The organism is Halobacillus sp. HZG1 (assembly GCF_035818575.1).
GTDB lineage: Bacteria > Bacillota > Bacilli > Bacillales > Halobacillaceae > Halobacillus > Halobacillus litoralis.
This window is the reverse complement of sequence record NZ_JAYLVQ010000037.1, coordinates 68,646-95,577: the sequence shown is the minus strand read 5'-3', so window position 1 is coordinate 95,577 and position 26,932 is coordinate 68,646. Positions and strand designations below refer to the sequence as shown.

The following is a 26,932-nucleotide window of genomic DNA, read 5'->3' as shown; positions in this document are numbered from 1 at the left end:
ATGGTGACACTGAGTTCCCCTTAATGGGGCGCCGTACTCTTTTTTTATAAAGGAAGGACAACCACTTTATGGTCAATGTAAAACAATCACAAGTGTACTTATTATATGGAGAAGAACCTTATTTAATTCAAGAACATAAGAATAAAATCATTAAAAAAACGTTAAAGAAAGAAGACCGTGAGTTTAATATCTCCCAATATGATTTAGAGGAGACTCCCATTGAAGATGTCATGATTGATGCTGAAACGTTTCCTTTTCTCGGCGAGGGAAAAGTTGTCATTGCCAATCATCCTGTCTTTTTAAAGGCCAAACCAGATAAACTGTCGTTCGAACACGACACAGATTCATTACTGGAATACCTTCAAAATCCTGCTGACTATACGGTACTTATTTTGATTGCTCCTTATGAAAAGCTCGATGAAAGAAAAAAAGTGTTCAAGCAATTGAAAAACAATGGAGAGGTTATCAATTGTCAGCCTGTTAAAGAATGGGACATTGATCAATGGATTCAAACATTAGCCAACGATTTACATATCACGGTTCCTAAAGACATTCATGAACTTTTCACCCAAGAGATTGGCGCGAATCTTATGGCGCTTAGGAAAGAAATGGAGAAATTGTCTTTGTATGTCGGAGAAGGCGGCGTGGTCACGAGAGAAATTGCAGAGCAGCTTCTTTCTCACAGTGCAGAAGCTTCAGGGCTTAAACTTGTTGATGCCGTTATGGAAAAAGATTTGGGGAGAGCCATTCGAATTTATAAGGATTTGGAAAAACTGAATGAGGAGCCGATTGCTCTAACGGCTCTTTTAGCTTCTCAATTCAGGATTATCAGTCAAGCCAAGGTCCTCAAGCAAAAAGGGTATGGCCAGAATCAAATGAAAAGTTATATCAAGGCCCATCCTTACGTCATTAAAATGGCGCTGAAGAGGGAGCGTGCCTTCACTCAACAGGAACTGGATCAAATTATGAATCAACTGGCAGAAACGGATTACAACCTGAAACAGGGGAAAATGGAGAAAGCATTGGCTTTTGAAATGCTTCTCTATCGTTTGATTAACATTAAACAAAATACATCAGTCTCTTCGTGATTACATCCCATTTAGATGTTCGTGCTGATATGGGGTAGTGGATCGCTTCTCAATCTTGAATAGGTTATAAACAATGGTGACATAAAAAGAAGCCCTCCGATGAATCGGAGGGCTTCGTTCATGTAAAAACGACCCATTCAATCAAGAAGGATCGTCTGTTGGTCATAAATTACGAATGAATTATAATGCGTTGACTAGTTTAGTTAGGCGGGATTTTTTACGGTTCCCTGTGTTTTGAGGAAGGGCACCACGTTGAACAGCTTTGTCGATTTTCTTAACAGCTGTAGGAAGTGCTTCTTTCGCGTTCTCTACATCGTTGCTTTCAACAAGCTTTTCTACACGTTTAACCGCTGTACGCATGTCAGATTTGAATGCTGCATTCAAAGAACGAGCGTCATCATTCGTACGTACACGTTTTTTCGCTGATTTAATATTAGGCATAGTTTCACCTCCTAGGTAAAAACAAAAGACTCATTCATATCGAACAAGAGACATTTTACCAGAGCAGGGTGCTGTTTTCAATACTTATCTCAATACCATTCCTTTCATTTGAATAGTTTTTATCTGCTTGGGAGAAGATTTTCTTAAGGAGGTTGAAGTGAATGGAGGAAAATTTCGACTACACGTTGAGAACGGACCTGGCGCTTGAAGCTCAGGAGATGAATGTTAAAGATGAACCTGGATCCTCAGATACCGACGGGGTCGAGGTGCATGAAAACGAGAAAAATGAGATTAAAATTACGTATGTGACGGTGGATGAAGCAGGTGCTGAGCGAATCGGGAAAAAAGCGGGGCATTATGTCACGTTGGAATCACTGGCTATCCGTAAGCAGGATCATCAATTGCAGGTGAATTTATCCAAGACATTATCCGGTCAGTTAAGAAAATTAATGAATGAGTGTGGCATCAAAGAAATGGACCGTGGGTTAATTGTCGGCCTTGGTAATGCAAATGTAACCCCGGATGCATTAGGACCATTGGTCACAGAAGAAGTTTATGTAACCACCCATTTATTTGAGCTTCACCCGGAAACCGTATCGGATGGTTATCGACCTGTTTCTGCTTTTACACCAGGGGTCATGGGCGTAACGGGCATTGAAACCAGTGATATGGTGCACGGGATTATTGAACAGACAAAACCGGATTTCGTTCTGGTCATCGATGCCCTTGCTTCACGGTCAATTAATCGGATCAATGCGACCATACAACTTTCTGATACCGGGATTCACCCAGGATCAGGAGTAGGCAACAAGCGGAAAGAAATAAGCCGAGAGACATACGGAATCCCTGTAATATCCATCGGAGTTCCAACAGTAGTCGATGCCGTAACCATCACGAGTGATGCGATTGATTATGTGTTAAAACACTTTGGAAGGGAATGGCGTGAAAAAGATCGTCCTTCCAATGCTTTGTCACCCGCTATGAACCCGTTTGAAAGAAAGACATTGACGGCTGAAGATCATCCGAATGAGGAACAGAGTAAAGCGGTCATGGGTATGTTCGGCCAACTGGAAGAGATGGAAAAGAAGCAACTGATTAAGGAAGTACTGACTCCCCTCGGCCACAATTTGATGGTTACACCTAAAGAGGTGGACAGCTTCATCCAGGATATGGCTCATGTCATTGCTAAGGGAATCAATGGGGCATTGCATCCTGGGATAGAAGATGGAGAAGCACAATCTTATTTTAAATAATGATTTAATAGAGAGGTTCTATTAAATTCCTCTCTCTCATACCATTTACTAGATAGTGGATGAGGGGGAGGATTTTTCATGTCTCGTTACCCGATCATGAAGAAAACCAAGAAGAGTTATATGAAGCAGGGGACTAGGTGGACCGTCATCGCAGTCACCGTTTTGCTTTTATTATTTATTGGGATTGGTATTCTTACAGGTGCAAAAACAACCTATCGTATTTACTCAAGTACGATACAGGAATGGACCACCAAGCTTGAAGGCAGTGCTTTTTTATATCTATTTGAAATGGAAAACCGCGCCTTTAAAGATGCCCATCCCGAAGGAAACCGAATTCCAAGTTTAACGACATTGTCCTTTCAGTTACTTACGAGTCTTACCCCAAATGACCCAAGAAGCCTCCTGGGAAGGGAAATCCCAGGATTATCTTCTTACAATAGTCAAATCATCATCGCTGGTAAAGGGACGGACTATTCCACCCTTCCTATTGAGTCTGAGCCTCCTATGATCGTAGATGACCGCGGAGAGGAAGGGGATGTGGAAGAAACGAACGAAGAAGATGACAAACAGGAAGAGAAACCAGTGGGTGAAGATCGTGTCTATATATACCACACGCACAACACGGAATCTTTTTACCCGCATTTACCTGATGAATCTACCGACCATGATGGAAAAGTAAACATCACCCTTATCGGCGAACGTCTTGGGGAGAGTTTGGAAAAAAGAGGAATTGGAGCAATTGTGGATAAAACAGATGTAGCCGCTTTAAGAAGTGAAAAAGGAATGGAGTACTATCAATCTTACGATGCAATGCGTCCTGTAGTGGAAGAGGCCATCAGCCAGAATGGAGGCATTCAGTATTTATTTGACCTTCATAGAGACTCCCTTTCCAAGGAGCACACCACAACATCGATCAATGGCAAGGATTACGCACGGTTTGCTTTCGTTATCGGTGCTGAGCACCCAAAATATGAACAGAATTTGCAGCTGGCATCAAAAATTCACCAGCTTCTTGAAGAAAAATATCCTGGGATCAGCCGAGGAGTCATTACGAAGAAGGGTTCAGGGGTAGATGGGATTTATAACCAGGATCTGCATCCGAATGCCATACTTATAGAGTTCGGCGGTGTTTATAATCATTTAGATGAATTGTATCGTTCAGCTGATGTCATGGCAGAAGTTTTCAGTGATTATTACTTCGAAGATGAAAAAGTATCTACAGATTAGGGAGGAGGAGCAGGATGAAATGGTTAGTGGGGGGATTCATCGTTGTCATCGTTTTTGTGACGGGAGCTTTTTATGGGATTGACAAAACGAACGAAAAGCTGGATGACCGCCCCGCTGTTGTGACGACTCAAAAACCCCACCAAGAAGCGGATCATAGGGTGGAAAAGCAAGTATTAGCAGCACCGGAATCCGATGATTTTTGCTCCCCTCCTAAAATAGAGGTTGAAGCACCCTGGATCTCGCAACTTGCTGGAGGCATGGGAAAAGGGGTAGCTTCGACCTTCAATGGAGTCATCGTTGTTTTGTCTGAAATGATCCAAGCAGGTTAATAAGATTCAGATGTTGTTGGGCTTTACATTGAATAATGCTGGCGGTATTGCTATAATCAACCTAGATATTTGTGTCGAATTCAGTAGGAGTGATTTAAGTTGACAGCACAATCTAAACAAGAAAGGGTCCGCAATTTTTCGATTATTGCCCATATCGACCACGGGAAATCGACACTTGCAGATCGTATTCTGGAAAAAACGAAAGCATTAACCCAAAGAGAAATGAAAGAGCAATTCCTTGACGCGATGGATCTCGAGCGTGAGCGTGGAATCACGATTAAATTAAATGCCGTTCAATTGTCTTATGAAGCCAATGATGGACAGGATTATACATTCCACTTAATTGATACCCCGGGTCACGTGGACTTTACATATGAGGTCTCTCGTAGTTTAGCGGCCTGTGAAGGAGCGATCCTGGTTGTAGATGCTGCTCAGGGGATAGAAGCACAAACATTAGCCAATGTTTATCTGGCACTGGAAAATGATTTAGAAATCATTCCGGTCATAAATAAAATTGACCTTCCGGGTGCCGACCCTGAACGAATTAAACAAGAGATAGAAGATGTCATCGGAATCGATGCTTCTGACGCTATTCTTGCCTCTGCTAAAGAAGGTGTGGGCATTGATGAAATTCTGGAGCGGATCGTGAGTGACATTCCAGCCCCTGAAGGCGATGTGAAAGATCCGACGAAGGCTCTGATTTTCGATTCCTTGTATGATTCCTACAGAGGGGTCATTGCCTATACCTGTGTTCGTGAAGGCTCTATCAAACTTGGAGATAAAATTAAGATGATGGCTACGGGCAAAGAGTTTGAAGTGAATGAATTGGGTGTATTCCGCCCAACCCCGACTCCATTGAAAGAGTTGAGTGTTGGGGATGTCGGTTATTTGACGGCATCAATTAAAAACATCGGCGACAGCCGTGTAGGTGACACGATCACACTGGCTAATAACCCTGCATCCGAACCACTACCGGGTTACAAAAAGATGAATCCGATGGTGTTCTGTGGAATGTATCCAGTAGATGCGAGCAAATATAATGACCTTCGTGATGCTCTGGAACGTTTGGAACTTAATGATTCCTCCCTTCAGTTTGAGCCGGAAACTTCCCAAGCTCTTGGCTTTGGATTCCGTTGTGGCTTCCTTGGAATGCTTCATATGGAAATCATTCAAGAACGTATTGAGCGGGAATATAAAATTGACCTCATTACTACGGCGCCAAGTGTTATTTATCAGGTGACCCTTACAGATGGGTCGGTCTTCAACGTGGATAACCCTTCTATGATGCCGGATAACCAGAAACTTGAAGAGGTTCAAGAGCCATTTGTAAAAGCGACGGTTATGGTCCCTAATGATTATGTCGGTCCAGTCATGGAAATCTGTCAACGCAAACGAGGCAATTTCATGGATATGCAGTATTTAGATGACAACAGGGTCAATATCGTTTATGAGATACCATTGTCTGAAATTGTTTACGATTTCTTTGATTCCTTGAAATCCCAAACGAAAGGGTATGCATCCTTTGATTACGAGTTGATTGGGTACCGTGTCTCCAATCTCGTGAAAATGGATATCTTGCTTAATGGAGATACCATTGATGCATTGTCCTTTATCGTACACCGTGACTTCGCGTACGAACGTGGGAAGCTCATTGCTGAAAAACTTAAGGAATTAATTCCGAGACAGCAATTTGAAGTCCCTGTCCAGGCAGCTATCGGGAATAAAATCGTGGCTCGGACGACGATTAAAGCGATGCGTAAAAACGTTCTTTCCAAATGTTACGGTGGAGACATTTCCCGTAAACGTAAATTGCTTGAAAAGCAAAAAGAAGGGAAAAAACGCATGAAGATGGTCGGATCTGTCGAGGTTCCTCAAGAAGCCTTCATGTCCGTCCTTGACTTGAACGAAGACTAAAGCTAAAGGAACACAGTTGAAACCGCAGGAGATTTCTCTCTTGCGGTTTTCCTTATGAAAGGTGGTAACATCCATGAACATCCCATCCGCATATATTCACATCCCTTTCTGTCAGCAGATTTGTCATTATTGTGATTTTACGAAGTTTTTCTATAATGAACGTCTGGCAGACGACTATTTAGAAGCTCTTGAAAAAGAAATTCACACTTATATCCCGGGAGAAAAAGCGAAAGTGAGAACCATTTTTGTCGGTGGCGGGACTCCGACAGCCGTGAACCACAAGCAGTTAGAAAAGCTTCTACAAATGATTAACGACCATTTTGATATTGCTGGCTGTGAAGAATATACCTTTGAAGCAAACCCCGGCGATTTGGACGTAGAGAAAGTGCGTCTGTTAAAAGAGTATGGCGTCGATCGTATATCTCTCGGAGTACAGGTTTTCGATGATGATATGCTGGAAAAGATCGGACGTGTACACAAAGTAAAAGATGTCTACACGAATATTGATCGTCTCGTTCAAGCAGGGCTGACGAATGTCAGTATAGATCTTATGTATGCTCTCCCTGGGCAGACGGTTGAAGATTTTGAAAAAACCATAGATGAAGCGATGCAATTCGGCTTACCTCATTACTCTTCCTACTCTCTTCAAATTGAACCGAAAACGGTGTTTTATCAGCGGTACAAAAAGGGTAAGCTTACCAAGGCGAAGGAAGATGATGAAGCAGAAATGTACGAATTGCTACAGCGGAAATTAGCAGAAGCTGGAGCTGTGCAATATGAAATCAGTAACTTTGCCAAGCCTGGGTTTGAAAGTAAACACAACCTGACATACTGGAATAATGAATATTATTATGGAATTGGAGCGGGGGCTCACGGGTATCTGCCGGGTAAACGGACGATCAACATCCGCCCGCTGCCTGCTTATGTGAAGAAAGCCTCAGAAGATGGAAAGCCCATTCTCCATGAGGAACCTATTGGTCTTAAAGAACAGTTGGAGGAAGAAATGTTTCTCGGACTTAGAAAGACTAAAGGGGTATCGAAGGAACTATTCCAGCAAAAGTATGGAAAAACACTTGTTGATGTCTTTGGAAACAAGCTTACAGAACTAAAAGAGCGCTCCTTAATAGAAGAAGACACTGGTTATATTTCTCTCACATCAAAGGGGCGTATTCTCGGTAATGAGGTATTCCAAGAGTTCTTATTGGATGAATAATCCTATGAACGTTCTTCCATATAAGAGGTTGGTCGATTAAATTGGACAATTGTGGGGAGACTCTACGAATTTAGAATGTGGTGACCTCCTCAAAGGTTTTGTTTTGCAGGGGGGGCGGAGCTTCTGGAAGAGCAGTGAGCCATTCCCCTCTCCAATCTAATCTCTTAATACGTCACTGACTGGACATCATATCATCAAAATGGGTGCTTTAAGGAATGGAATAAGGAAGTTCAACATCGACATTTTCCAAAAGAGAAGAATGATCTGGAGGAACGACTAAAAAAAAGAGGTTTATCCGTTGACATCCCTCACCCCTTTTGATAATTTATTATTAGATTTAGCACTCACTGTAAACGAGTGCTAACAGGGGTGATCATCGATGTTAACAAATAGACAATTGCTCATTTTGCAAGTCATTATTGATGATTTCATTCTGACCGCACAACCTGTAGGTTCGCGGTCTATAGCTAAGAAAGATGCTGTAACATTCAGTTCAGCAACGATAAGGAATGAAATGGCTGATTTAGAGGAATTGGGTTTTATTGAAAAAACTCATTCATCTTCCGGAAGGGTCCCTTCTGAAAAAGGGTATCGTTTCTATGTCGACCATCTTCTTTCTCCATTGCGCCTTTCCAGTCAAGAGATTGTGACTATACGGGAAGCATTCGATGATAAAATGATGGAGTTTGAACGTGTGGTTCAGAAGTCAGCAGGTATTCTTTCCGATTTGACGAACTACACATCCATTGTGCTCGGACCTGAAGTGTTCGAAACAAAACTAAAACAATTGCAGATCGTTCCATTATCTGATCAGTCTGCTATTGCGATTTTAGTTACGGATACCGGACATGTAGAGCATCGTGCTTTCAACGTTCCTGTAGAGATCAAGGGTGCAGATTTGGAAAAGATGGTGAATATTTTAAACAGCCGGCTCCAAGGAGTCCCGTTGGTGAAATTGCATGAAGTACTCTATTCTGAGATCAATGATCTATTGAAGACACATACGGATCATCACGAAGAAGCTTTCCAGTATTTGCGTGCAGCGCTCGTGGATGAGCATCCTACGAAACTGTACATTGGTGGAAAGACAAACATTCTCATGCAACCCGAATTCAGGGATCTTGATAAAGTCAGGTCTTTGTATGCAACCATTGAACGGGAAAGTGAGATGGCTGACTTGCTGAGGACTGGCAAGGAAGGAATTCAAGTCCGAATAGGACAAGAAAATCCTTTTGATGCTATGCAGAACTGCAGCCTGATTACGGCAAGTTATCAGCTCGGGAATGATCAAGTGGGTACGATTGCCCTTTTGGGACCGACCCGCATGGAGTACAACCGGATGTTTTCATTGATGAACGTCTTATCCAAGCATATGACAGATACGTTCCGTGGCTGGTATTAGTACGGTGGAAAAGAAGAGACTCATGCACCGATTGCTTCTTTAGGTCTCATACTTTTTCAGGATAAGGATTCATGTTATAGTCAGTAACGGTGTAATGGAAAGTAGGAGGTGGAAGTCGTGGAAGAGAACAAACAAGAGATCATTGATGAAAAAGATGAAACTCAAAATGAGGAACCTGAACAAACAGTAGTCGAAGAGACGGATGAGCTGGAACAGCTTCGTCAGGAAAAAGAAGAGGTCAATAATCGACTGCTTCGTTTGCAAGCGGATTACGATAATTTCCGCCGTCGTACTCAAAAAGAGAAAGAGGCGGACAGGAAATATAGATCCCAGAGCCTTGTAGAGGAATTAATACCGGCTCTGGATAACTTTGAAAGAGCTCTCCAAGTGGAGGTGGAAGGCGATGCAGCCCAAAACTTCGCTAGTGGAATGAAAATGGTTTATGACCAATTCAAAGCAGCTCTTGAAAAAGAAGGTGTCGAAGAAATTCCTGCAAAAGGGGAAGAGTTCGATCCTCATATGCATCAGGCGATCATGCAAGTGGAAGACGAAAATTATGAAAGTAATATCGTCGTAGAAGAGTTGCAGAAAGGTTACCGCCTGAAAGATCGGGTTATCCGCCCGTCAATGGTAAAAGTGAACCAGTAAAAATTATCTTATGAACGAGTACGTAAAGGAGGACATTTAACCATGGGTAAAATCATTGGTATTGACTTAGGTACAACAAACTCTTGTGTAGCAGTAATGGAGGGTGGGGAAGCGAAAGTAATCCCTAACCCAGAAGGGAACCGTACGACTCCTTCTGCTGTTGCATTTAAGAATGGTGAACGTCAAGTAGGGGAGGTCGCAAAACGTCAGGCGATTACAAACCCGAACACGATTCTTTCCATCAAACGACATATGGGTACAGACTACAAAGTAGAAGTCGAAGGTAAAGAATACACGCCTCAAGAAGTTTCTGCGATCATTCTTCAGTATATCAAGAGCTATGCTGAAGATTACCTGGGAGAAACAGTAGATAAAGCGATTATTACAGTTCCAGCTTACTTTAACGACGCTGAGCGTCAGGCTACAAAAGATGCTGGTAAAATTGCTGGTCTTGAAGTTGAGCGTATCATCAATGAGCCGACAGCAGCTGCGCTTGCCTACGGTATTGATAAAGAAGACCAAGATCAAACGATTCTTGTTTACGACCTTGGTGGCGGTACATTTGACGTATCCATTCTTGAAATTGGAGATGGAACATTTGAAGTTATTTCTACAGCCGGTGACAACCGTCTAGGTGGAGATGATTTCGACCAAGTCATTATTGATCACATGGTAGCTGAATTCAAAAAAGAAAACGGCATTGATTTGTCCCAGGATAAAATGGCAAAACAGCGCCTGAAAGACGCGGCTGAGAAAGCGAAGAAAGACCTTTCCGGCGTTGCTCAGACACAAATTTCTCTTCCATTCATCACTGCAGGAGAAGCCGGTCCGCTTCACCTTGAGATGAACTTGACTCGTGCGAAATTCGAAGAGCTTGCCTCTGATCTTGTTGAGCGTTCTATGAAACCGACACGTCAAGCACTTAAAGATGCAGACATGAGTGCAAGCGACATCCACAAAGTTATTCTTGTAGGTGGGTCTACTCGTATCCCAGCTGTACAAGAAGCCATTAAGAAAGAAATCGGTAAAGAACCTTCTAAAGGTGTAAACCCTGATGAAGTTGTAGCACTTGGTGCCTCCATTCAAGGTGGCGTACTTCAAGGAGATGTGAAGGACGTTGTACTTCTTGACGTTACTCCACTTTCCCTTGGAATTGAAACAATGGGTGGCGTTACAACGAAATTGATCGAACGTAACACGACAATTCCTACAAGCCACTCTCAAGTATTTTCAACTGCTGCTGACAATCAGACGGCTGTTGATATTCACGTCTTGCAAGGTGAGCGTGAAATGGCGCAAGATAACAAGACACTTGGCCGTTTCCAGTTGACAGATATTCCACCAGCACCACGTGGTGTGCCTCAAATCGAAGTAAGCTTCGACATTGATGCTAACGGAATTGTTAATGTACGTGCGAAAGATATGGGTACAAACAAAGAACAATCCATCACGATCAAGTCTTCTTCTGGTCTTTCTGATGAGGAAGTAGAAGAAATGGTTCGTCAGGCGGAAGAAAACGCTGAAGAAGACAAGAAGAAACGTGAAGCGATTGAACTTCGTAACGAAGCAGACCAGCTGATCTTCACAACAGACAAGACGATCAAAGATCTTGGTGAACAAGTAAGTGAAGAAGAAAAACAAAAAGCTGAATCTGCGAAAGAAGAACTTCAGACTGCCCTTGAAGGCGAAGATCTTGACGCAATCAAAGAGAAGAAAGAAGCACTTCAAGAACAAGTGCAAGCTCTCTCTGTGAAGCTTTATGAGCAGGCGCAAGCTCAGGCTGAAGCTGCGCAAGGCCAAGAAGGCGGCGGAGCTGACGACGATGTCGTTGATGCAGATTATGAAGAAGTGAACGACGACGAGAACAAGAAGTAAGAAAAGGTAGAAAAAAAGTCAAAGTCAGGTTCTTCTTGACTTTGACTTTTTTCATGAACAGGTAAAAAGATGACGTTTGCCTGCCTAGATTTTCAATGTTAATATAAACCTTATGTAATAGCGTCCGGGAGAGTGATCGACAAGTGAGTAAACGTGATTATTATGAAGTCCTTGGCGTGTCCAAGGATGCTTCAAAAGATGAAATTAAGAAAGCCTACCGTAAACTGGCGCGTAAGTATCACCCTGACGTCAGTGAGGAAGACAATGCTTCTGAAAAGTTCAAGGAAGCGAAAGAAGCTTACGAAACGTTAAGCGACCAGCAGAAACGTGCCCAGTATGATCAATTTGGTCATGCCGGTCCGAACCAGGGTGGCTTCGGCGGTTTTGGTGGAGGCGCAGAGGATTTCGGCGGCTTTGGCGACATTTTCGATATGTTCTTTGGTGGCGGTGGACGTCGCCGTGACCCGAACGCACCAAGAAAAGGTGCAGATTTGCAATATACGATGACTCTTCAATTCGAAGAGTCCATTTTCGGGAAGTCCACTGATATTGAAATTCCTATGGAGGAAGATTGTGATACTTGTGATGGCTCGGGTGCTAAACCAGGAACCTCACCTGAAACATGTTCCCACTGCCAAGGCTCTGGTCAAGTCAATCAGGAACAGAACACTCCGTTTGGCCGCGTCGTAAACCGTCGTGTATGTCACCACTGCCAAGGGACAGGGAAAATCATCAAAGACAAATGTAACACCTGTGGCGGAGATGGCCGAGTGACGAAGCGCAAGAAAATTCACCTGGACATCCCAGCAGGTATCGACGATGGTCAACAAATTCGTGTCCAAGGAAAAGGGGAAGAAGGTGTCAATGGAGGCCCTGCGGGAGACTTATTTGTTGTCATCCGCGTACAGCCTCATGAATTCTTCCAACGTGAGGGGGATCACATTTTCTGTGAGATTCCTCTTACCTTTGCACAGGCCGCACTTGGTGATGAAATTGAAGTCCCAACTGTACACGGAAATGTGAAACTGAAAGTGCCTGCCGGAACACAGACTGGAAAGACATTCCGTTTGAAAGAGAAAGGTGCACCGAACGTCCATGGCCGTGGCCAAGGGGATCAGCATGTGAAGATGAAAGTGATAACGCCTAAGAATTTGACAGAACGACAGAAAGAATTGCTTCGTGAATTCAATGATATTAGTGGCAATGAAGCAACAGATGAGCAGCACGGTAACTTCTTCGAACGTATGAAACGTGCGTTTAAAGGGGACAGCTAAAGGTTAAAAGGAAGGTGTCTGTACGATGGGTTGATGGGTAGTTCATGGAATTTCCCGTTCTTTCGTGCAGGCACTTTTTATTGAGCGTCTGGTTTACTATCCATAGATACTTAGAAAAAATAATGAAGAGGGTGGATCATCAATGAAATGGTCTGAAGTATGTGTCCATACGACAACAGAAGCGGTAGAACCGGTTTCGAACATTCTACATGAGTCAGGAGCGAGCGGGGTCGTTATTGAAGACCCGTCGGATATGAATAGAAAGGAAACGAAACTGGGTGAAATTTACGAATTGAACCCGGACGATTATCCAGCAGAAGGGGTTTATGTAAAAGCCTACCTGCCTATGAACAGTTTTCTTGGGGAAACTGTCGACGGGATTAAAAAAACCGTATCAAATTTAACGGAGTTCGGAATAGATATTGGACATAATAATGTGACAATCAGCGAAATTCATGAAGAAGATTGGGCAACCGCCTGGAAAAAATATTATAAACCCGTCAAAATATCAGAAAAAATCACCATCATACCGACATGGGAAGATTATACGCCGGTATCCAGTGATGAAATCATTATTGAAATGGACCCTGGAATGGCTTTTGGTACAGGAACTCACCCGACGACAGTTCTTAGCATACAGGCCTTGGAGCAGTACTTAGAAAAAGGTGATAAGGTACTTGATGTCGGTGCTGGATCTGGAATACTAAGTGTAGCTTCCGTCCTTTTAGGAGCTGAGCATGCTTATGCTTATGATTTAGATGACATAGCCGTTTCTAGTACAAGGAACAATGCCGCTTTAAATGGTGTGGAAGATAAAGTTACATCAAAACTCAATGACCTTCTTGAAGGCGTAGATTGGGAAGCGGATTTAATTGTGTCGAACATTCTGGCCGAGATTATCGTCAAATTTACAGATGATGCCTATCGTGTAGTTAAGCCAGGAGGTTATTTCATAACTTGTGGAATTATTTCTGGGCGTAAGGAAATGGTCCGGGACCAATTAATCCAATCAGGGTTTGAAATTATTGAAACAAACAAGATGGAAGACTGGGTAAGCATCATCGCTAAAAAACCGGAGTGATTGTATGCAACGTTACTTTGTTGAACAAGAATGTTGGAACGAAGCCACCTTTTATGTGAGTGGAGAAGATGCCCATCATATGGTGAGAGTTATGAGAATGAGAGAAGGGGACAACCTCGTAGCCATCCATCCAGAAAAGGGTGCCGCTTTAAGCGAAATCACGAATGTGGTAGAGGGTGTTGTTTATTGTACAGTTGTTTCCTGGATGGAGGAAGACCGGGAGCTTCCTGTCCATGTGACAATCGTAGCGAGTCTTGGAAAAGGGGATAAGCTGGAACAAATTATCCAAAAGGGGACAGAACTTGGTGCTTCTGCTTTTATTCCATACCAGGCTGATCGTTCTGTAGCTAAATGGGATCAGAAAAAAGCAGTCAAAAAGGTGGAGAGGTTGCAAAAGATATCCAAAGAAGCGAGTGAGCAGTCCGAACGAACCAGGGTTCCTAAGGTACAACCTGTTCATACTCTCCATCAGCTTTTGGAATTAAAAGAGCGCTATGAGCACTGTTTATTTGGATATGCAGAAGAGGCACGACAGGAAACGTCTCCCTCTTTAAGTTCAGTCATCGAATCAGTGAAGCCTAAAGAAGCTATTTTAGTGGTTTTCGGACCTGAAGGTGGATTCTCTGAAACCGAAGTGGAAAAACTTTTACAAGAAGGGTTCAAGTCAGTTCGGCTGGGTCCACGAATTTTACGAATGGAAACAGCGCCTCTTTATTTCCTATCGAGCCTCTCCTACAAATTGGAAGAAGCTTAAAATGCGTAAGCAAACTCGCATTTTAATCGCTTTCATGCTAAGATAGAAGAGATGTACGAACAACTTAAATTTGAAAGGGCGATCTACAAATGGAACAAAATCTAGCTAAAATGATTGATCATACACAGCTTAAACCCGATACACTGAAAGATAAAATCACACAAATATGTACAGAAGCAAAAGAACAAAATTTTGCTTCCGTATGTGTAAATCCTCACTGGGTTTCTTACTGTGCAGAGTTACTAGAAGGAACAGACGTGAAGGTTTGTACAGTGATTGGTTTCCCACTAGGAGCGACAACGAAAGAAACAAAAGCTTTTGAAACAAAGCAAGCTATCGAAAAAGGCGCGACTGAAGTGGATATGGTGATCAATATCGGTGAATTGAAATCAGGAAATCACGAACTAGTTCAGCAGGACATTGAAGCAGTCGTACGTGAAGCGGAAGGAAAAGCTATTGTGAAAGTAATCATTGAGACTTCCCTGCTCACGGAAGAAGAAAAAGTTACAGCATGTGAACTTGCAAAAGCTGCAGGAGCAGATTTTGTTAAAACATCTACTGGTTTCTCCGGTGGAGGAGCAACGGTAGAAGATATCAGCCTTATGCGTAAAACTGTCGGCCCGGATATGGGTGTGAAAGCCTCCGGTGGAGTGCGTGATTACGAAGGTGCAAAAGCAATGATCGAAGCTGGTGCTACCCGTATCGGTGCAAGCTCCGGAATCGCTATCGTAAACGGCGAACAAGGAACTTCTGATTATTAATAAAACATATAAAAAGAAGCCATCTCAAAAAGGAGATGGCTTCTTTTTATATGTTTTATGAGTATAAAGACCAACCCATATCAAGCTTTTCGCATGCAGAATAGCGTCCTTAGAAGTTCGTTCTGTTCGAATGACAACTTGCAAAAGCGACTTATTCCAGAGGTTGTTTCGAGATGCTTATATGACGAGGGGGCGGAGGGGAATGGCGAGACTCCTACCTTAAGTGTGCAGGCGCCTCGATACAGCGGCGTATGGACTGGACTGAGCTGGCGGAGATAAAGGAAACACGGAGAGCGTAGCGATTCGATGTTGACTTATCGTACAGAAGCGAGGGAAGTCTCACTAGCCGCTAGGCGCCGTAACCGGATATCTAGGAGGAAAAATTGCTTGGTGAGACCCCACAGGACACAGTCCGAGGATGCTCACCGCGCTCCTGCGGAAAGCGAGTCATTCCCCGCAGCCCCCATACACTCAACAAAAGTTTCGAAACTGAGTCTTCAAGAATAGGAAGCTATAGTGGAGGTGAGGGTAGTATCGTTTGACTTTAGAGTTGATTTGAAAGATTGTATAGAAAAGGAGGGATGAAATGAAAAGGAAAGATCATGTCAAAATGCATAGTTATCCAGGAATGGTTGCCGTTGTGGGAGTTTTTCACGAAGGCAAAGTAAACTTTATGGCAGCCGGATGGCACGCCTATCTTTCTATGTCTCCACCAATGTACGGCGTAGCTATAGGAAGAGAACGGCATACATATGATATGGTGAAAAAATCGAACCGATTTACGATTAACTTCCTCCCCTTTGATGATGCTGGCTTTATTCAATACAGCGGAACGGTTTCAGGTGCAGAGGTGGATAAAACCCAAACATACGGTCAACCTTGGAGAATGGAGGAGGATTATCCCCTGCTTGAACGTGCTTATCTTGCCTACGAGTGTAGAGTTCATCAAATCGTTCCTACAGGAGACCATGACTGGGTGATCGGTAACATCGAAGGCTGCCACTACAAAGAAGAAAAATTTCTTGAAAATGGCTTGCCGAACTTTGAGGATTTGAACATTCCGCTTTATCTCGGGCGTTCAAGTTATGTAAGTTTGAATGATGAGGTAGAGATTAAAGAAGTTAAAGACCCTTTATCTTTCAAAAAAAGTTGACCATATGAGATGCATATAATATAATTGTCAAAGGTATGGGGGGTTCCCATACAAGAGAAACAGTTTTGTTTGCTTCGGAGGGAGGGAAATTAGCATGTCAAAAACAACTCGCGTTCGTAAAAACGAGTCTCTTGAAGATGCTCTTCGTCGCTTTAAGCGTGATGTATCAAAAAGTGGTACATTAGCGGAATATCGTAAGCGTGAATATTACGATAAGCCTAGCGTACGCCGTAAGAAAAAGTCTGAGGCGGCTAGAAAGCGTAAGTAATTAAAGAGGGTGTTGAAGAGATGACAATTACAGACCGTCTCACCCAGGATATGAAAACAGCCATGAAGGCCCGTGATAAGGAAAGATTATCAACGATCCGCATGGTGAAAGCTTCTATGCAGAATGAAGCCATTAAACTGGGAAAAGACTCATTATCTGAAGAAGAAGAATTGACTGTTTTATCTCGTGAGGTAAAGCAGAGAAATGATTCCCTCCATGAATTCAAAGAAGCTGGACGTGAAGATCTTGTAGAAGGACTCGAACGTGAAATTGAGATTTTACAAGTATATATGCCGAAACAGCTGACAGATGAAGAACTCAAGCAAGTCGTTGATGAGACGATTCAGGAAGTAGGCGCTACTTCTAAGAGTGACATGGGTAAAGTCATGAGTGCCGTCATGCCTAAGGTCAAGGGCAAGGCCGACGGAACCAAGGTCAATAAGCTCGTTCTTCAGCAACTATCGTAAATATAAAGGCCTCTCTTAGTTAAGAGAGGCCTTTTTACATACACTAAACATCTCTTCAAGGTTTTTTTAAAAGTCGTAAACTTTTTGAAACCAACCCTGCTTTTGATTCGTAAACGTATTATATGATGGGTAGGCTACCTGTAAAGGAGGTGAAATGGATGAAGCGATCTTTTCGTCTAGGTATTTGGGGCACACTCATCCTTTTAGGAAGCGTTTTATCATTTTTCCATCTTCAATCATCTGTTCAGGCAGACGGAGAAGGTCAGACGGTTTATGTCATTCCAGTAAAAGATACAGTAGAGCGTGGGATGGCTGCGTTCCTCACCCGAACGACAGAAGCAGCTCGTGAAAATGGTGTGGATCATATCATATTTGAAATCGATACGCCGGGAGGCCGCGTGGATGCGGCAGGCGACATCGGACAAATCTTTCAGGATTTGGATGTTCCGAATAGTGCATTTGTAACGAACAGGGCCTATTCCGCTGGTTCGTACATTGCTTTAAACGCAGATGCTATCTACATGAAACAGACAGCGACCATGGGGGCTTCCGGGGTTATTAATTCTGATGGGACAGCTGCTGATAAAAAGGCTCAATCAGCCTGGATTTCAGCTATGGTAGCCGCGGCTGAGTCTACAGGGCGTGACCCTTTATATGCACGGGCTATGGCGGATGCATCCGTTGATTTAAAGGATTATGGAGCTCCTGAAGGAGAATTTTTAACATTGGGGGCAACGGATGCGGAAGAGGTAGGCTATGCTGAAGGGATTGTGGATGACCGTAATGAGCTTCTCAGTGTGCTTGGTTTGTCTGATGCAACCGTCATAGAGGAGACCCCTACTCTTTCCGAGAACATTGCCAGATTCCTGACAGATCCTGTTGTTATTCCGATTTTATTATCCATCGCAAGTATTGGTCTTGTAGTTGAATTGTATTCGCCGGGGTTTGGTATACCAGGAACAATGGGAGCGCTCTCGCTCGTCCTGTTTTTTTATGGTCATATTGTGGCTGGGCTTGCAGGATACGAAGCGATTATACTCCTTATTTTAGGGATTGGGTTAGTGATAGCTGAATTCTTTTTACCAGGAGGTATTGCAGGGATAGCGGGGGTCGTTGCAATTGTATCCTCATTGATGCTTTCATCAGAGGATATGGGGCACATGGCCATGAGTATAGGCATTGCTCTTTTAGTAACGATTGTTGTATCCATTGTACTATTTAAATTCGTTGGTTTGGAAAGAGGATTCTTTCGTCATATCATTTTGAATGATTCCACTTCATCTGAACAAGGTTATGTATCTTCACAAAACCGTTTGGATTTAATCGGTATGGAAGGAGAAACGATTACGCCACTCCGACCTTCCGGGACAGCGGATTTTGATGGTGAACGGTTGGATGTCGTGACTGAAGGTGGTTTCATTTCTGTGCATCAAGCAGTGAAAATTATAAAAACAGAAGGTTCACGTATCGTTGTGCGTGAGGTTGAAAAAGTAGAACAAGAGGAGGAAACAAAGTGACACTTGAACAATTAATGCCAATCATCATCATTGGTATCATAATTATTGTAGTAGCGGTGTTGTTTACATTCATACCTGTCATGCTATGGATTAGTGCGTTAGCTGCAGGCGTGAAGATTAGTATTTTTACATTAGTAGGTATGCGGTTAAGAAGGGTTATTCCTTCCCGTGTAATCAATCCGCTAATTAAAGCTCATAAAGCAGGTGTGAATGTGAACACAAACCAGCTGGAGAGCCACTACCTGGCAGGTGGTAACGTTGACCGTGTAGTAAACGCTCTTATCGCAGCACAAAGAGCGAATATTGAACTAAGTTTCGAGCGTTGTGCAGCCATTGATCTTGCTGGCCGTGATGTATTGGAAGCTGTCCAAATGAGTGTAAATCCTAAAGTTATCGAAACGCCATTTATCGCAGGTGTAGCGATGGATGGGATTGAAGTAAAAGCGAAAGCGCGTATTACCGTAAGGGCAAATATTGACCGCCTCGTCGGTGGTGCAGGCGAAGATACTGTCATTGCACGTGTTGGTGAAGGAATCGTATCCACGATCGGGTCCAGTGAAAATCATAACAAAGTATTGGAAAATCCAGATAGGATCTCCCAAAATGTATTAGGAAAAGGTTTAGATGCTGGAACGGCCTTCGAGATTCTTTCTATTGACATTGCCGATATTGACATCGGTAAGAACATTGGTGCGATCCTGCAAACAGACCAAGCGGAAGCAGATAAGAATATTGCGCAGGCAAAAGCCGAAGAGCGTCGTGCTATGGCGATCGCTCAAGAACAAGAGATGCGTGCCCGTGTACAAGAAATGCAGGCGAAAGTGGTTGAAGCAGAAGCTCAAGTCCCTCAGGCGCTTGCTGAAGCTTTGCGTTCCGGTAAAATGGGTGTCATGGATTATATGAACTATCAGAACATCAATGCGGATACGGATATGAGGAACACACTCGGGAAAATGTCCGATGAAGAGGAAGAAGATAAATAATCCTTGATTAATTTAAAGGAGAGTTTGTATGGGAGATTTGATTGAACTCATTTTCAGCAATTTCCTTATTCTTGCGGCTATTATTGGCGGGATTATCAGCTGGTTCAGCGGTATGACAAAAGAAAATGAGAATAAACAAAGACCTGAAAAGAAGACATCTCCAATTCCCCCTGCTTACCCTAGTGGTCCTTCAAGGAATTTTCATGAAGCAGAAACCAAGGATCAATCAGGAGAAGATAGGTTAAGGGATTATTACGAGACCAAACAGAAGAAACTTGCTGAAGTTGAGACATTTCGATCTGAAGAACATCAAAAAGAAGATGAGGAAATGTATGCTCATACGTCAGCGGAGTCAAGAAAAAAACAAAAGATATCTTCTGAGTTGAATTTAAATGGTCCACTAATAGAAAAAACAAGAAAGTGGGATAAAAAGCGGTTAGCTGAAGGGATTTTAATGTCTGAAGTACTCGGTCCGCCCCGGGCTCGCAAGCCTCACAGCTCCCACCCACGAAAAAGATAAGCAGAACGCACGAATTGTAGTGATACAATTCGTGCGTTTTTCGTATAAATGAAAAGAGGGGAGGGCGTCACATGTCAAAATGGCAGCAGCAAATACGGACTTGGATCAGTCGTTACTTTGATTTACCATCTGATGTCATGTTGGATCTTCCTAGAATCACAACCATCGGGTCCATTCATGTGTACATAGAAAATCATACAGGCCTCCTTCATTTTTCTGATGAAGAAGTTAGAATTCAATACAAAAAAGGTCAAGTTCGGATTTTGGGTAAAGACCTTGGAGTGAAAATGATGCTGAAGGAAGAGCTATTACTGGAAGGTGAACTCAAGTCTGTAGAATTCTTGCCGGAATCAAAAGGGGGGTGAGACGATGAAGAACCAGCATGATTTCTTTCAGGGAATCATGACGGTACAAGTAGAGGGACCGTTGATCGAGCCATTTTTACAAGCATGCACGAAACGTGGCTGTCATATTACAAATATGAGAAGATTGGATGATTCTCTAGTCATTTTAACGATTCGATTAAAGGACTGGAAAACCTTCAGACAATTGAGGAAGAAATACCGTTGTAAAATATCCATCAAGAGTGGGAAAGGTCTTCCGTTTCTTATCCAGCATATGGTTGGGAGGCTTTCGGTTCTTCTCGCCTTCATCGCAGCGGTAGTGATCATTTTTGTGCTCGCGAATACGTTGTGGTCCATTAAGGTGGACGGCCTTTCACCGGAACTTGAAGCAGATGTTGAAAGTAAGTTGAATAGTTATGGTGTCTCTCCTGGAAAACTAACGATAGGGATGAAGGATCCTATCGAAATACAACAGCAGTTATTAGAAGATATTCCTGATTTGTTATGGATCGGTGTGAAAAAGCAAGGGACGAGCTATCATTTGTATGGTGTGGAAAAAACGAGATACGATATAGAGAAGAATACTCGCCCTTCCAATCTTGTAGCAGCTAAAAAAGGAATGATTATTGAAACATTTATAAAGAAGGGTCGACCGATGGTGTCGGTTCATGATGTTGTACAAAAGGGACAAATTCTTGCTACGGGTCAGCTGGTAGAAGAGGAGGATCTATTTATACACTCTGAAGGGGAAGTGATTGCAGAAACATGGTATCGCGTCGCTCAGAATCTCCCTATGAAACAAGTGCTTTCCTTAACGGATGGTTTCGTGGAAAGTGAATATCATTTGAAGATTGGGAAGTTCTCTATTCCTGTTTGGGGGTTCTGGCGTGGAGGGGAAGGAAACTTTAGGGAAGAATCTCATACCTCAGACTGGAGTATCTTTGGGTTCCGAATTCCAGTGAACATGAAAACGATTAATTACTTCTCCATTGATCGAAAAGCCTATGAATCATCTCGTAAAAATATCGAGAAAATAGGGATATCTTCAGCAAGGAGCAACCTTCAACAAGAACTCGATCCAGATGCGGAAATAAAGGATGAAAAAGTTTTGCACCTCAGTGAGGAGAATGGTAAAGTAAAATTAATCCTAATGTACAAAGTTTATGAAAATATTGCAGTTACCAAGTATGTAAGTCAAGGAGATTGAGTATGCCAGAAGATTTAAAAACAATGGACATTCAATTAGATAATACAACAGAAGCATTAGCTCTTTTTGGTACAGAAGACCGTAACCTTAAGCAAATTGAGGAACAGCTGAAAGTTACGATCATTTCACGTGGGGAACAAGTGAGAGTATCCGGTCAAGCGGAACATGTTCAGCTCGTGGAGGAAATCCTCAACAGCGTTCTTGCAATTATCCGTAAAGGTTTAACTGTTACGGAACGAGATGTCGTATACGCTGTGGAACTTGCTAAAAAAGGGAAAATCAACCAATTCGAAGCATTGTTCGAAGATGAAATCACGAAAAACTCAAAAGGGAAATCAATCAGAGTTAAAACACTTGGTCAGAGAAATTACATCGCAGCCATTAAGAAGAATGACCTTGTCTTTGGTATTGGCCCTGCTGGTACAGGGAAGACCTACCTTGCTGTGATTATGGCCGTCAATGCTTTGAAAAATGGAGATGTGAAGAGGATCATTCTGACTCGTCCGGCAGTGGAAGCTGGAGAAAGTTTAGGTTTTCTTCCGGGTGATCTTAAAGAGAAAGTTGATCCTTATTTAAGGCCGCTTTATGATTCTTTGCACGATGTATTCGGCGCAGAACATACGGCACGATTGATCGATAGAGGATCGATTGAAATTGCTCCGCTTGCTTATATGAGAGGGCGGACATTGGATGATGCTTTTGCTATTTTGGATGAAGCTCAAAATACGACACCTGAACAAATGAAGATGTTTCTGACTCGTTTAGGATTCGGTTCAAAAATGATTATCACTGGAGATATCACACAAGTGGATCTTCCAAAAGGCGTGAAGTCCGGTTTGCGAGTCGCTGAGGAGCGGTTAGCTAAAGTGAAAGGGTCTGCCTTCATTCATTTGGATCAATCCGACGTTGTCAGGCACCCTCTTGTGCAGCGGATTATTGATGCATATGAGGAGGAAAGTAAGTAAGGCCCAGTGATTGGGTCTTATTTATTGTTCTTATTTGGAATTATATGGGAAGGGGTGGGGTGTTTTGAAGGAGCGATTCCTTCTACAGCTTCAAAAACTTAACCTGCATAAGTCGAAGCTGTTGCCGGCATTATCAGGGCTTATTGTGGCTATTTTCTTTTTCGCGCTCTCTATTCCAAATGTTTACACACAAACCTACGAGCTGGAGAAATACAGCACAGCGCCCGAAACGATCCGTTCCCCCATTACCATAGAGAATAAGAAAAAAACAGAACAGCAACTAAGAGCAGTTACTCAGGCGGTTGAGGATCAATATACGATTTCTGAAGATATTGCAGAAGAACGCCTTGGTATGGTAAATGAAATCTATGAAGTGGTAGAAGAAACAAAAAGTAAGGAGGAGAACCTGACTAAAGACGAACAATTAATTATGATTGAATCGCTTCTGTCAGATGAACTTTCTAAAGGTCTCCCTTCAGAAGCTTTTCTGCCGTTGCTGAAAGCAGAGCAATCGTTGTTGAACGAAAGCCACCGATTGTTAGAAACCCTTCTACATAACTACTTTAATGAAGGGGTGCAAGGGTCAGAAGTTAAAGATCTGGAAAGAAGGATGGAGCTGGAAATTCAATACTCAGAAACACCATCCTTTTTAAAACCAGTCCTTACGGATATAGGGACCTATGCTCTTGTCGAAAACGCTTTGTTCGATCATGAGAAAACAGAGGCAGTCATTAAAAACGCTGCTGCAACTGTGGAGCCAGTCATGATTAGAGCGGGAGAAGTGATTGTGTCAGAGGGGTCTATGATAACTGGAGATCTCTATGATGATCTTTTGTTGACGGGATTGCTCGATCAACAACGCAACCTACTGCCATCCGTTGGACTGGCCATATTTGCGCTCCTTTTAGGCGCAATTTTGTACACAGAATTCAGGAGAGCTGTTAAAAAGGAAAACTGGACATTCCGTCCTATCTTCATTTCCACCTTTGTTTCCTTATTGATCATTACGCTTATGAAGGTTTTCAGTTTGTTTGGATCAATGGAACAACCTGTGTACTTTCTTGTCCCGGCTGTTACAGGCGTCATGATTGTAAGGATCCTCTGTTCTGAACGTTTTGCGATCGTACTGGCGGTAGTGTATTCTTTGATGGCCTGCTTGTTGTTCAACGGACAGTTAGCTGGAGCACTTCATGCAACCGCAGGCATGTATTTGCTGCTTTCTCAGTTGGCAGGGATTTATTTCCTTACTCCAAGTAAAGAAAGGTTGTCCATTGTTCGAGCAAGTGTGGGGGTTGCTTTTATCAATATATGTGCAATCCTGTTTTTTCTATTCATTTCTTTTGAAAAATACACCTGGTCGGAAGTGTTTTTGTATGGGGGGTATGGAATTGCCGGTGCCTTTCTTTCGTCAGTTCTGACGCTCGGTCTCCTTCCCTTTATAGAGACTGGTTTCGGTGTCCTTTCTGATCAAAAATTGCTGACTCTTGCCAGTCCCAACCATCCAATCTTACGTAAAATACTCACGGAAGCCCCGGGTACGTATCATCACAGTATCATGGTAGCCAATTTAAGTGAAGCGGCTTGTGAATCAATTGGAGCTCATGGTCTTCTTGCGCGTGTGGCATCCTATTATCATGACCTCGGAAAAACCGTCCAGCCTCGTTATTTTATTGAGAATCAAATGGGTATGAAAAACCCACATGATTTCATGAAGCCTGAACAAAGTGCAGAGATAATCATCAATCATCCATATGATGGTGCGAGAATGTTGAAGGAGCATAAGTTTCCAGAAGAGGTCATCGATATTGCTGAACAACACCATGGAACGACGCTTTTGAAGTATTTTTATTATCAGGCAAAGGAAATGAATCAGGATACAAAAGAAGAAGATTACCGTTACCCAGGTCCTAAACCTCAAAGTAAGGAAGCGGCGATTGTGTGTATTTGCGATTCTGTGGAGGCAGCTGTTCGGTCATTGAATCATCCAACAGAAGAAAAACTTAAAAAAATTGTGGCGTCCATTTTAGAAGACCGCATGCTTGATGGTCAGTTGGATGACAGCAATCTGACGTTTAATGAGTTGAAGAGAATGGAAACAGCCATATGTGAAACGTTACAGGGTATTTTTCACTCGCGAATTGAATATCCGGTAACGAAACCATTAGTCAAGGAGGCAAAATAATATGATTACCATCGATTTTCAAGACGAAACCAATTCAGTAGATGAAGCATTTGTTGATATGATTCAACGGATTATCCGTTTTGCAGGGGAAAAAGAAGAAGTTAAGGGGGATGCGGAAGTCTCTGTCAGCTTTGTGGATAACAAGGAGATTCAGGAAATCAACCGCAATTATCGTCAAAAAGATGAACCTACAGATGTCATCTCTTTTGCGATGCAGGAGCTTGGTGAAGACGAAATGAATGTGTTGGATGAGAATATGCCGCTTATGCTTGGCGATATTATCATTTCCGTCGATAAGGCCAAAGAACAAGCGGAAGACTATAATCATTCTCTTGAACGTGAATTCGGCTTCCTCGCTCTACATGGCTTCTTGCATTTGCTTGGTTACGATCACATGAATGAAGAAGATGAAAAGCAGATGTTCGGAAGACAAGAGGAAATTTTACATGAGTTCGGACTTCAAAGATCCTAATAAGAAGAAAAAAATCGGCTTTCGTTTCGCTTGGAATGGGATAAAGGAAGTGTGTAGCTCGGAGCGCAACTTCCGCATTCATCTGTTGGTTGCTCTGTTAGTCATCATCGCTGCCTTTATGTTCGGTTTGTCAAAGGGGGAATGGGTGACCATCCTTCTCATCATATGCATGGTATTAAGCCTTGAAATGGTCAATACAGCTATGGAAAGACTGCTTGATTTTTACCATCCCGAACAAAACCCCATTATCGGTTCGATTAAAGATATTACGGCTGGCGCGGTTCTTGTAGCAAGTATTGGGGCGGTCATCATAGGAATGATCATTTTCCTGCCCAAGCTTTTCCTGATATGAGATTAGGAATGAACTTGAGAAGATGATATAGTAAGATAGAGTAGAACGAATGTGTGATATTTATTGGAGGAACATTTATGACAGAGAATTTCAAGTCGGGTTTCATTACAATCGTCGGCCGGCCGAATGTGGGCAAATCGACGTTCATGAATCGTGTGATCGGTGAAAAAATCGCCATCATGAGTGATAAACCCCAAACAACCAGAAACAAAATCCAGGGAGTCATGACAGATAAAGACTCACAGATCATTTTCATCGATACGCCTGGTATCCATAAACCCAAGCACAAACTTGGAGATTACATGGTCAACGTTGCCGAAAATACATTAAACGAAGTAGATGCTGTCCTTTTTATGATCAATGCAGAAGAAGGATACGGCAGAGGGGACCAATTTATTCTGGACCGCCTGCAGCGTGTCGAGCAGCCTGTTTTTTTAATCATCAATAAAATTGACAGGGTCCACCCGGATGACCTGCTGCCACTGATTGATCAGTACAAAGAGAAGCTTGATTTTGAAGAAATCATTCCAATTTCGGCGCTTGAAGGCAACAACGTCAATCATTTACTTGACGTCCTGAAAAAACATCTGCCTGAAGGTCCGCAGTTCTACCCGGAGGACCAAATCACGGATCATCCGGAACGCTTTGTCATCAGTGAATTTATCAGAGAGAAAGTTTTACACTTAACTCGCGAGGAAATCCCTCACTCCATTGCTGTGGTCATTGAATCAATTGAGCCTCGGAATGAACACGATAAAGTACAGATCCAAGCGGCCATCATCGTTGAACGTAAGTCTCAAAAAGGCATCATTATCGGTAAGCAAGGAAGTATGCTGAAAGAGATCGGTAAGCGGGCTAGAAGAGATATTGAATCTCTGCTGGGAAGCAAAGTCTATTTGGAACTCTGGGTCAAAGTGCAGAAAGACTGGAGAAACAAACAAATCCAACTCAGTGATTTCGGTTATCGCGAAGACGAATATTAAGGGTTGGAAAATATTAAGCCTTATGTTTTCGGTCAGGGGAAGCATTCTAGGAATGTACACTCGTTTAGCGATGATAAGAAAGGCGGTGTTTCTTGTGCGCGACAAGCTTTCATGGAACGTTTTCAGTCAAACAGGAAGTGTGGAAACATATTTATTGATGAAAGAATTGGAGTCTCAAGATCAGCAGTCTCAAGAACAGTTCGCTTCCCCTACTGAACCAATATCTACGGATGATCTTCATTCGTAAACGGAGCAGGTG

28 protein-coding genes are annotated in these 26,932 nt (G+C 42.8%); 27 read left to right on the top strand and 1 reads right to left on the bottom strand.

Annotated elements, in window-relative coordinates; translation table 11 throughout:
• Positions 1-68 precede the first annotated feature (68 nt).
• The gene (gene holA, locus VKA52_RS05415) at positions 69-1,088 is read left to right on the top strand and encodes a DNA polymerase III subunit delta (RefSeq protein ID WP_326314466.1); all 1,020 of its coding nucleotides are present in this window, start codon (positions 69-71) and stop codon (positions 1,086-1,088) included.
• Between the two features lie 180 nt (positions 1,089-1,268).
• Here holA and rpsT read toward each other — a convergent pair whose 3' ends face one another.
• Entirely contained in the window at positions 1,269-1,529 is a 261-nt protein-coding gene (gene rpsT / locus VKA52_RS05410) for a 30S ribosomal protein S20 (protein ID WP_160915105.1), read from the bottom strand.
• A 161-nt stretch (positions 1,530-1,690) separates the two neighbouring features.
• Here rpsT and gpr point away from each other — a divergent pair, with 161 nt between their 5' ends.
• From gpr to VKA52_RS05280, 26 genes are all read left to right on the top strand, one after another.
• Positions 1,691-2,782 carry a GPR endopeptidase gene (gene gpr / locus VKA52_RS05405; RefSeq protein WP_160915103.1) on the top strand — a complete coding sequence of 364 codons (1,092 nt, stop codon included), beginning with the start codon at positions 1,691-1,693 and terminating at the stop codon, positions 2,780-2,782.
• 78 nt (positions 2,783-2,860) lie between these two features.
• Complete coding sequence (gene spoIIP / locus VKA52_RS05400) at positions 2,861-4,009, top strand: stage II sporulation protein P (RefSeq protein WP_326314465.1); 1,149 nt, start codon at positions 2,861-2,863, stop codon at positions 4,007-4,009.
• Positions 4,010-4,023: 14 nt separating this feature from the next.
• Positions 4,024-4,338, top strand: coding sequence for a hypothetical protein (locus VKA52_RS05395; protein WP_326314464.1), 315 nt, complete (start codon positions 4,024-4,026; stop codon positions 4,336-4,338).
• A 99-nt stretch (positions 4,339-4,437) separates the two neighbouring features.
• Positions 4,438-6,252, top strand: coding sequence for a translation elongation factor 4 (gene lepA, locus VKA52_RS05390; protein ID WP_160915097.1), 1,815 nt, complete (start codon positions 4,438-4,440; stop codon positions 6,250-6,252).
• A gap of 73 nt (positions 6,253-6,325) precedes the next feature.
• Entirely contained in the window at positions 6,326-7,465 is a 1,140-nt protein-coding gene (gene hemW / locus VKA52_RS05385) for a radical SAM family heme chaperone HemW (RefSeq protein ID WP_206945756.1), read from the top strand.
• 379 nt (positions 7,466-7,844) lie between these two features.
• Positions 7,845-8,867 (top strand): heat-inducible transcriptional repressor HrcA, encoded by a 1,023-nt coding sequence (gene hrcA, locus VKA52_RS05380; protein WP_160915093.1) that lies wholly within the window; start codon positions 7,845-7,847, stop codon positions 8,865-8,867.
• Positions 8,868-8,984: 117 nt separating this feature from the next.
• Positions 8,985-9,515 (top strand): nucleotide exchange factor GrpE, encoded by a 531-nt coding sequence (gene grpE, locus VKA52_RS05375; protein WP_160915091.1) that lies wholly within the window; start codon positions 8,985-8,987, stop codon positions 9,513-9,515.
• A gap of 42 nt (positions 9,516-9,557) precedes the next feature.
• Entirely contained in the window at positions 9,558-11,390 is a 1,833-nt protein-coding gene (gene dnaK, locus VKA52_RS05370) for a molecular chaperone DnaK (RefSeq protein WP_160915089.1), read from the top strand.
• A 143-nt stretch (positions 11,391-11,533) separates the two neighbouring features.
• Complete coding sequence (dnaJ, locus tag VKA52_RS05365) at positions 11,534-12,664, top strand: molecular chaperone DnaJ (protein ID WP_160915087.1); 1,131 nt, start codon at positions 11,534-11,536, stop codon at positions 12,662-12,664.
• A gap of 142 nt (positions 12,665-12,806) precedes the next feature.
• Positions 12,807-13,745: a 50S ribosomal protein L11 methyltransferase gene (gene prmA / locus VKA52_RS05360; protein WP_160915085.1), complete on the top strand. Its 939-nt coding sequence runs from the start codon at positions 12,807-12,809 to the stop codon at positions 13,743-13,745.
• A 4-nt stretch (positions 13,746-13,749) separates the two neighbouring features.
• Positions 13,750-14,499 (top strand): 16S rRNA (uracil(1498)-N(3))-methyltransferase, encoded by a 750-nt coding sequence (locus VKA52_RS05355; RefSeq protein WP_160915083.1) that lies wholly within the window; start codon positions 13,750-13,752, stop codon positions 14,497-14,499.
• A gap of 89 nt (positions 14,500-14,588) precedes the next feature.
• Positions 14,589-15,260 carry a deoxyribose-phosphate aldolase gene (deoC, locus tag VKA52_RS05350; protein WP_160915081.1) on the top strand — a complete coding sequence of 224 codons (672 nt, stop codon included), beginning with the start codon at positions 14,589-14,591 and terminating at the stop codon, positions 15,258-15,260.
• A 586-nt stretch (positions 15,261-15,846) separates the two neighbouring features.
• Complete coding sequence (locus VKA52_RS05345; RefSeq protein WP_326314463.1) at positions 15,847-16,413, top strand: flavin reductase family protein; 567 nt, start codon at positions 15,847-15,849, stop codon at positions 16,411-16,413.
• 94 nt (positions 16,414-16,507) lie between these two features.
• Positions 16,508-16,681 (top strand): 30S ribosomal protein S21, encoded by a 174-nt coding sequence (gene rpsU, locus VKA52_RS05340; RefSeq protein ID WP_008638284.1) that lies wholly within the window; start codon positions 16,508-16,510, stop codon positions 16,679-16,681.
• A 20-nt stretch (positions 16,682-16,701) separates the two neighbouring features.
• The gene (locus tag VKA52_RS05335) at positions 16,702-17,148 is read left to right on the top strand and encodes a GatB/YqeY domain-containing protein (RefSeq protein WP_146812806.1); all 447 of its coding nucleotides are present in this window, start codon (positions 16,702-16,704) and stop codon (positions 17,146-17,148) included.
• 158 nt (positions 17,149-17,306) lie between these two features.
• Entirely contained in the window at positions 17,307-18,665 is a 1,359-nt protein-coding gene (locus VKA52_RS05330; protein WP_326314462.1) for an NfeD family protein, read from the top strand.
• 14 nt (positions 18,666-18,679) lie between these two features.
• Positions 18,680-19,648, top strand: coding sequence for a flotillin-like protein FloA (gene floA / locus VKA52_RS05325; protein WP_202412515.1), 969 nt, complete (start codon positions 18,680-18,682; stop codon positions 19,646-19,648).
• Between the two features lie 28 nt (positions 19,649-19,676).
• A complete protein-coding gene (locus VKA52_RS05320; RefSeq protein WP_160915074.1) occupies positions 19,677-20,168 on the top strand; it encodes a hypothetical protein in 492 nt (163 codons plus the stop codon).
• A gap of 71 nt (positions 20,169-20,239) precedes the next feature.
• A complete protein-coding gene (yqfC, locus tag VKA52_RS05315; protein ID WP_160910986.1) occupies positions 20,240-20,533 on the top strand; it encodes a sporulation protein YqfC in 294 nt (97 codons plus the stop codon).
• A gap of 4 nt (positions 20,534-20,537) precedes the next feature.
• Entirely contained in the window at positions 20,538-21,719 is a 1,182-nt protein-coding gene (gene yqfD / locus VKA52_RS05310) for a sporulation protein YqfD (protein WP_160915071.1), read from the top strand.
• 2 nt (positions 21,720-21,721) lie between these two features.
• Positions 21,722-22,684: a PhoH family protein gene (locus VKA52_RS05305; RefSeq protein WP_326314461.1), complete on the top strand. Its 963-nt coding sequence runs from the start codon at positions 21,722-21,724 to the stop codon at positions 22,682-22,684.
• 64 nt (positions 22,685-22,748) lie between these two features.
• Positions 22,749-24,866, top strand: coding sequence for an HD family phosphohydrolase (locus VKA52_RS05300; RefSeq protein WP_326314460.1), 2,118 nt, complete (start codon positions 22,749-22,751; stop codon positions 24,864-24,866).
• A gap of 1 nt (position 24,867) precedes the next feature.
• Positions 24,868-25,338 (top strand): rRNA maturation RNase YbeY, encoded by a 471-nt coding sequence (ybeY, locus tag VKA52_RS05295; protein ID WP_202412505.1) that lies wholly within the window; start codon positions 24,868-24,870, stop codon positions 25,336-25,338.
• Positions 25,313-25,690, top strand: coding sequence for a diacylglycerol kinase family protein (locus tag VKA52_RS05290; protein ID WP_326314459.1), 378 nt, complete (start codon positions 25,313-25,315; stop codon positions 25,688-25,690). The genes ybeY and VKA52_RS05290 overlap by 26 nt, the downstream gene beginning before the upstream one ends.
• Before the next feature lie 77 nt (positions 25,691-25,767).
• Positions 25,768-26,673 (top strand): GTPase Era, encoded by a 906-nt coding sequence (era, locus tag VKA52_RS05285; protein ID WP_160915064.1) that lies wholly within the window; start codon positions 25,768-25,770, stop codon positions 26,671-26,673.
• Between the two features lie 52 nt (positions 26,674-26,725).
• The gene (locus VKA52_RS05280) at positions 26,726-26,920 is read left to right on the top strand and encodes a YqzL family protein (protein ID WP_326314458.1); all 195 of its coding nucleotides are present in this window, start codon (positions 26,726-26,728) and stop codon (positions 26,918-26,920) included.
• Positions 26,921-26,932: the final 12 nt, after the last annotated feature.

Coding starts and splice junctions, on each gene's coding strand:
- VKA52_RS05395 (WP_326314464.1), top strand. CDS start 4,024: ATGAAATGGTTAGTGGGGGGATTCATCGTTGTCATCGTTTTTGTGACG.
- VKA52_RS05330 (WP_326314462.1), top strand. CDS start 17,307: ATGAAGCGATCTTTTCGTCTAGGTATTTGGGGCACACTCATCCTTTTA.
- yqfD (WP_160915071.1), top strand. CDS start 20,538: ATGAAGAACCAGCATGATTTCTTTCAGGGAATCATGACGGTACAAGTA.
- dnaK (WP_160915089.1), top strand. CDS start 9,558: ATGGGTAAAATCATTGGTATTGACTTAGGTACAACAAACTCTTGTGTA.
- deoC (WP_160915081.1), top strand. CDS start 14,589: ATGGAACAAAATCTAGCTAAAATGATTGATCATACACAGCTTAAACCC.
- ybeY (WP_202412505.1), top strand. CDS start 24,868: ATGATTACCATCGATTTTCAAGACGAAACCAATTCAGTAGATGAAGCA.
- era (WP_160915064.1), top strand. CDS start 25,768: ATGACAGAGAATTTCAAGTCGGGTTTCATTACAATCGTCGGCCGGCCG.
- VKA52_RS05280 (WP_326314458.1), top strand. CDS start 26,726: ATGTACACTCGTTTAGCGATGATAAGAAAGGCGGTGTTTCTTGTGCGC.
- VKA52_RS05290 (WP_326314459.1), top strand. CDS start 25,313: ATGAGTTCGGACTTCAAAGATCCTAATAAGAAGAAAAAAATCGGCTTT.
- yqfC (WP_160910986.1), top strand. CDS start 20,240: ATGTCAAAATGGCAGCAGCAAATACGGACTTGGATCAGTCGTTACTTT.
- spoIIP (WP_326314465.1), top strand. CDS start 2,861: ATGTCTCGTTACCCGATCATGAAGAAAACCAAGAAGAGTTATATGAAG.
- VKA52_RS05320 (WP_160915074.1), top strand. CDS start 19,677: ATGGGAGATTTGATTGAACTCATTTTCAGCAATTTCCTTATTCTTGCG.
- prmA (WP_160915085.1), top strand. CDS start 12,807: ATGAAATGGTCTGAAGTATGTGTCCATACGACAACAGAAGCGGTAGAA.
- VKA52_RS05345 (WP_326314463.1), top strand. CDS start 15,847: ATGAAAAGGAAAGATCATGTCAAAATGCATAGTTATCCAGGAATGGTT.
- VKA52_RS05305 (WP_326314461.1), top strand. CDS start 21,722: ATGCCAGAAGATTTAAAAACAATGGACATTCAATTAGATAATACAACA.
- floA (WP_202412515.1), top strand. CDS start 18,680: ATGCCAATCATCATCATTGGTATCATAATTATTGTAGTAGCGGTGTTG.
- holA (WP_326314466.1), top strand. CDS start 69: ATGGTCAATGTAAAACAATCACAAGTGTACTTATTATATGGAGAAGAA.
- gpr (WP_160915103.1), top strand. CDS start 1,691: ATGGAGGAAAATTTCGACTACACGTTGAGAACGGACCTGGCGCTTGAA.
- rpsT (WP_160915105.1), bottom strand. CDS start 1,529: ATGCCTAATATTAAATCAGCGAAAAAACGTGTACGTACGAATGATGAC.
- VKA52_RS05335 (WP_146812806.1), top strand. CDS start 16,702: ATGACAATTACAGACCGTCTCACCCAGGATATGAAAACAGCCATGAAG.
- hemW (WP_206945756.1), top strand. CDS start 6,326: ATGAACATCCCATCCGCATATATTCACATCCCTTTCTGTCAGCAGATT.
- VKA52_RS05355 (WP_160915083.1), top strand. CDS start 13,750: ATGCAACGTTACTTTGTTGAACAAGAATGTTGGAACGAAGCCACCTTT.
- rpsU (WP_008638284.1), top strand. CDS start 16,508: ATGTCAAAAACAACTCGCGTTCGTAAAAACGAGTCTCTTGAAGATGCT.
- hrcA (WP_160915093.1), top strand. CDS start 7,845: ATGTTAACAAATAGACAATTGCTCATTTTGCAAGTCATTATTGATGAT.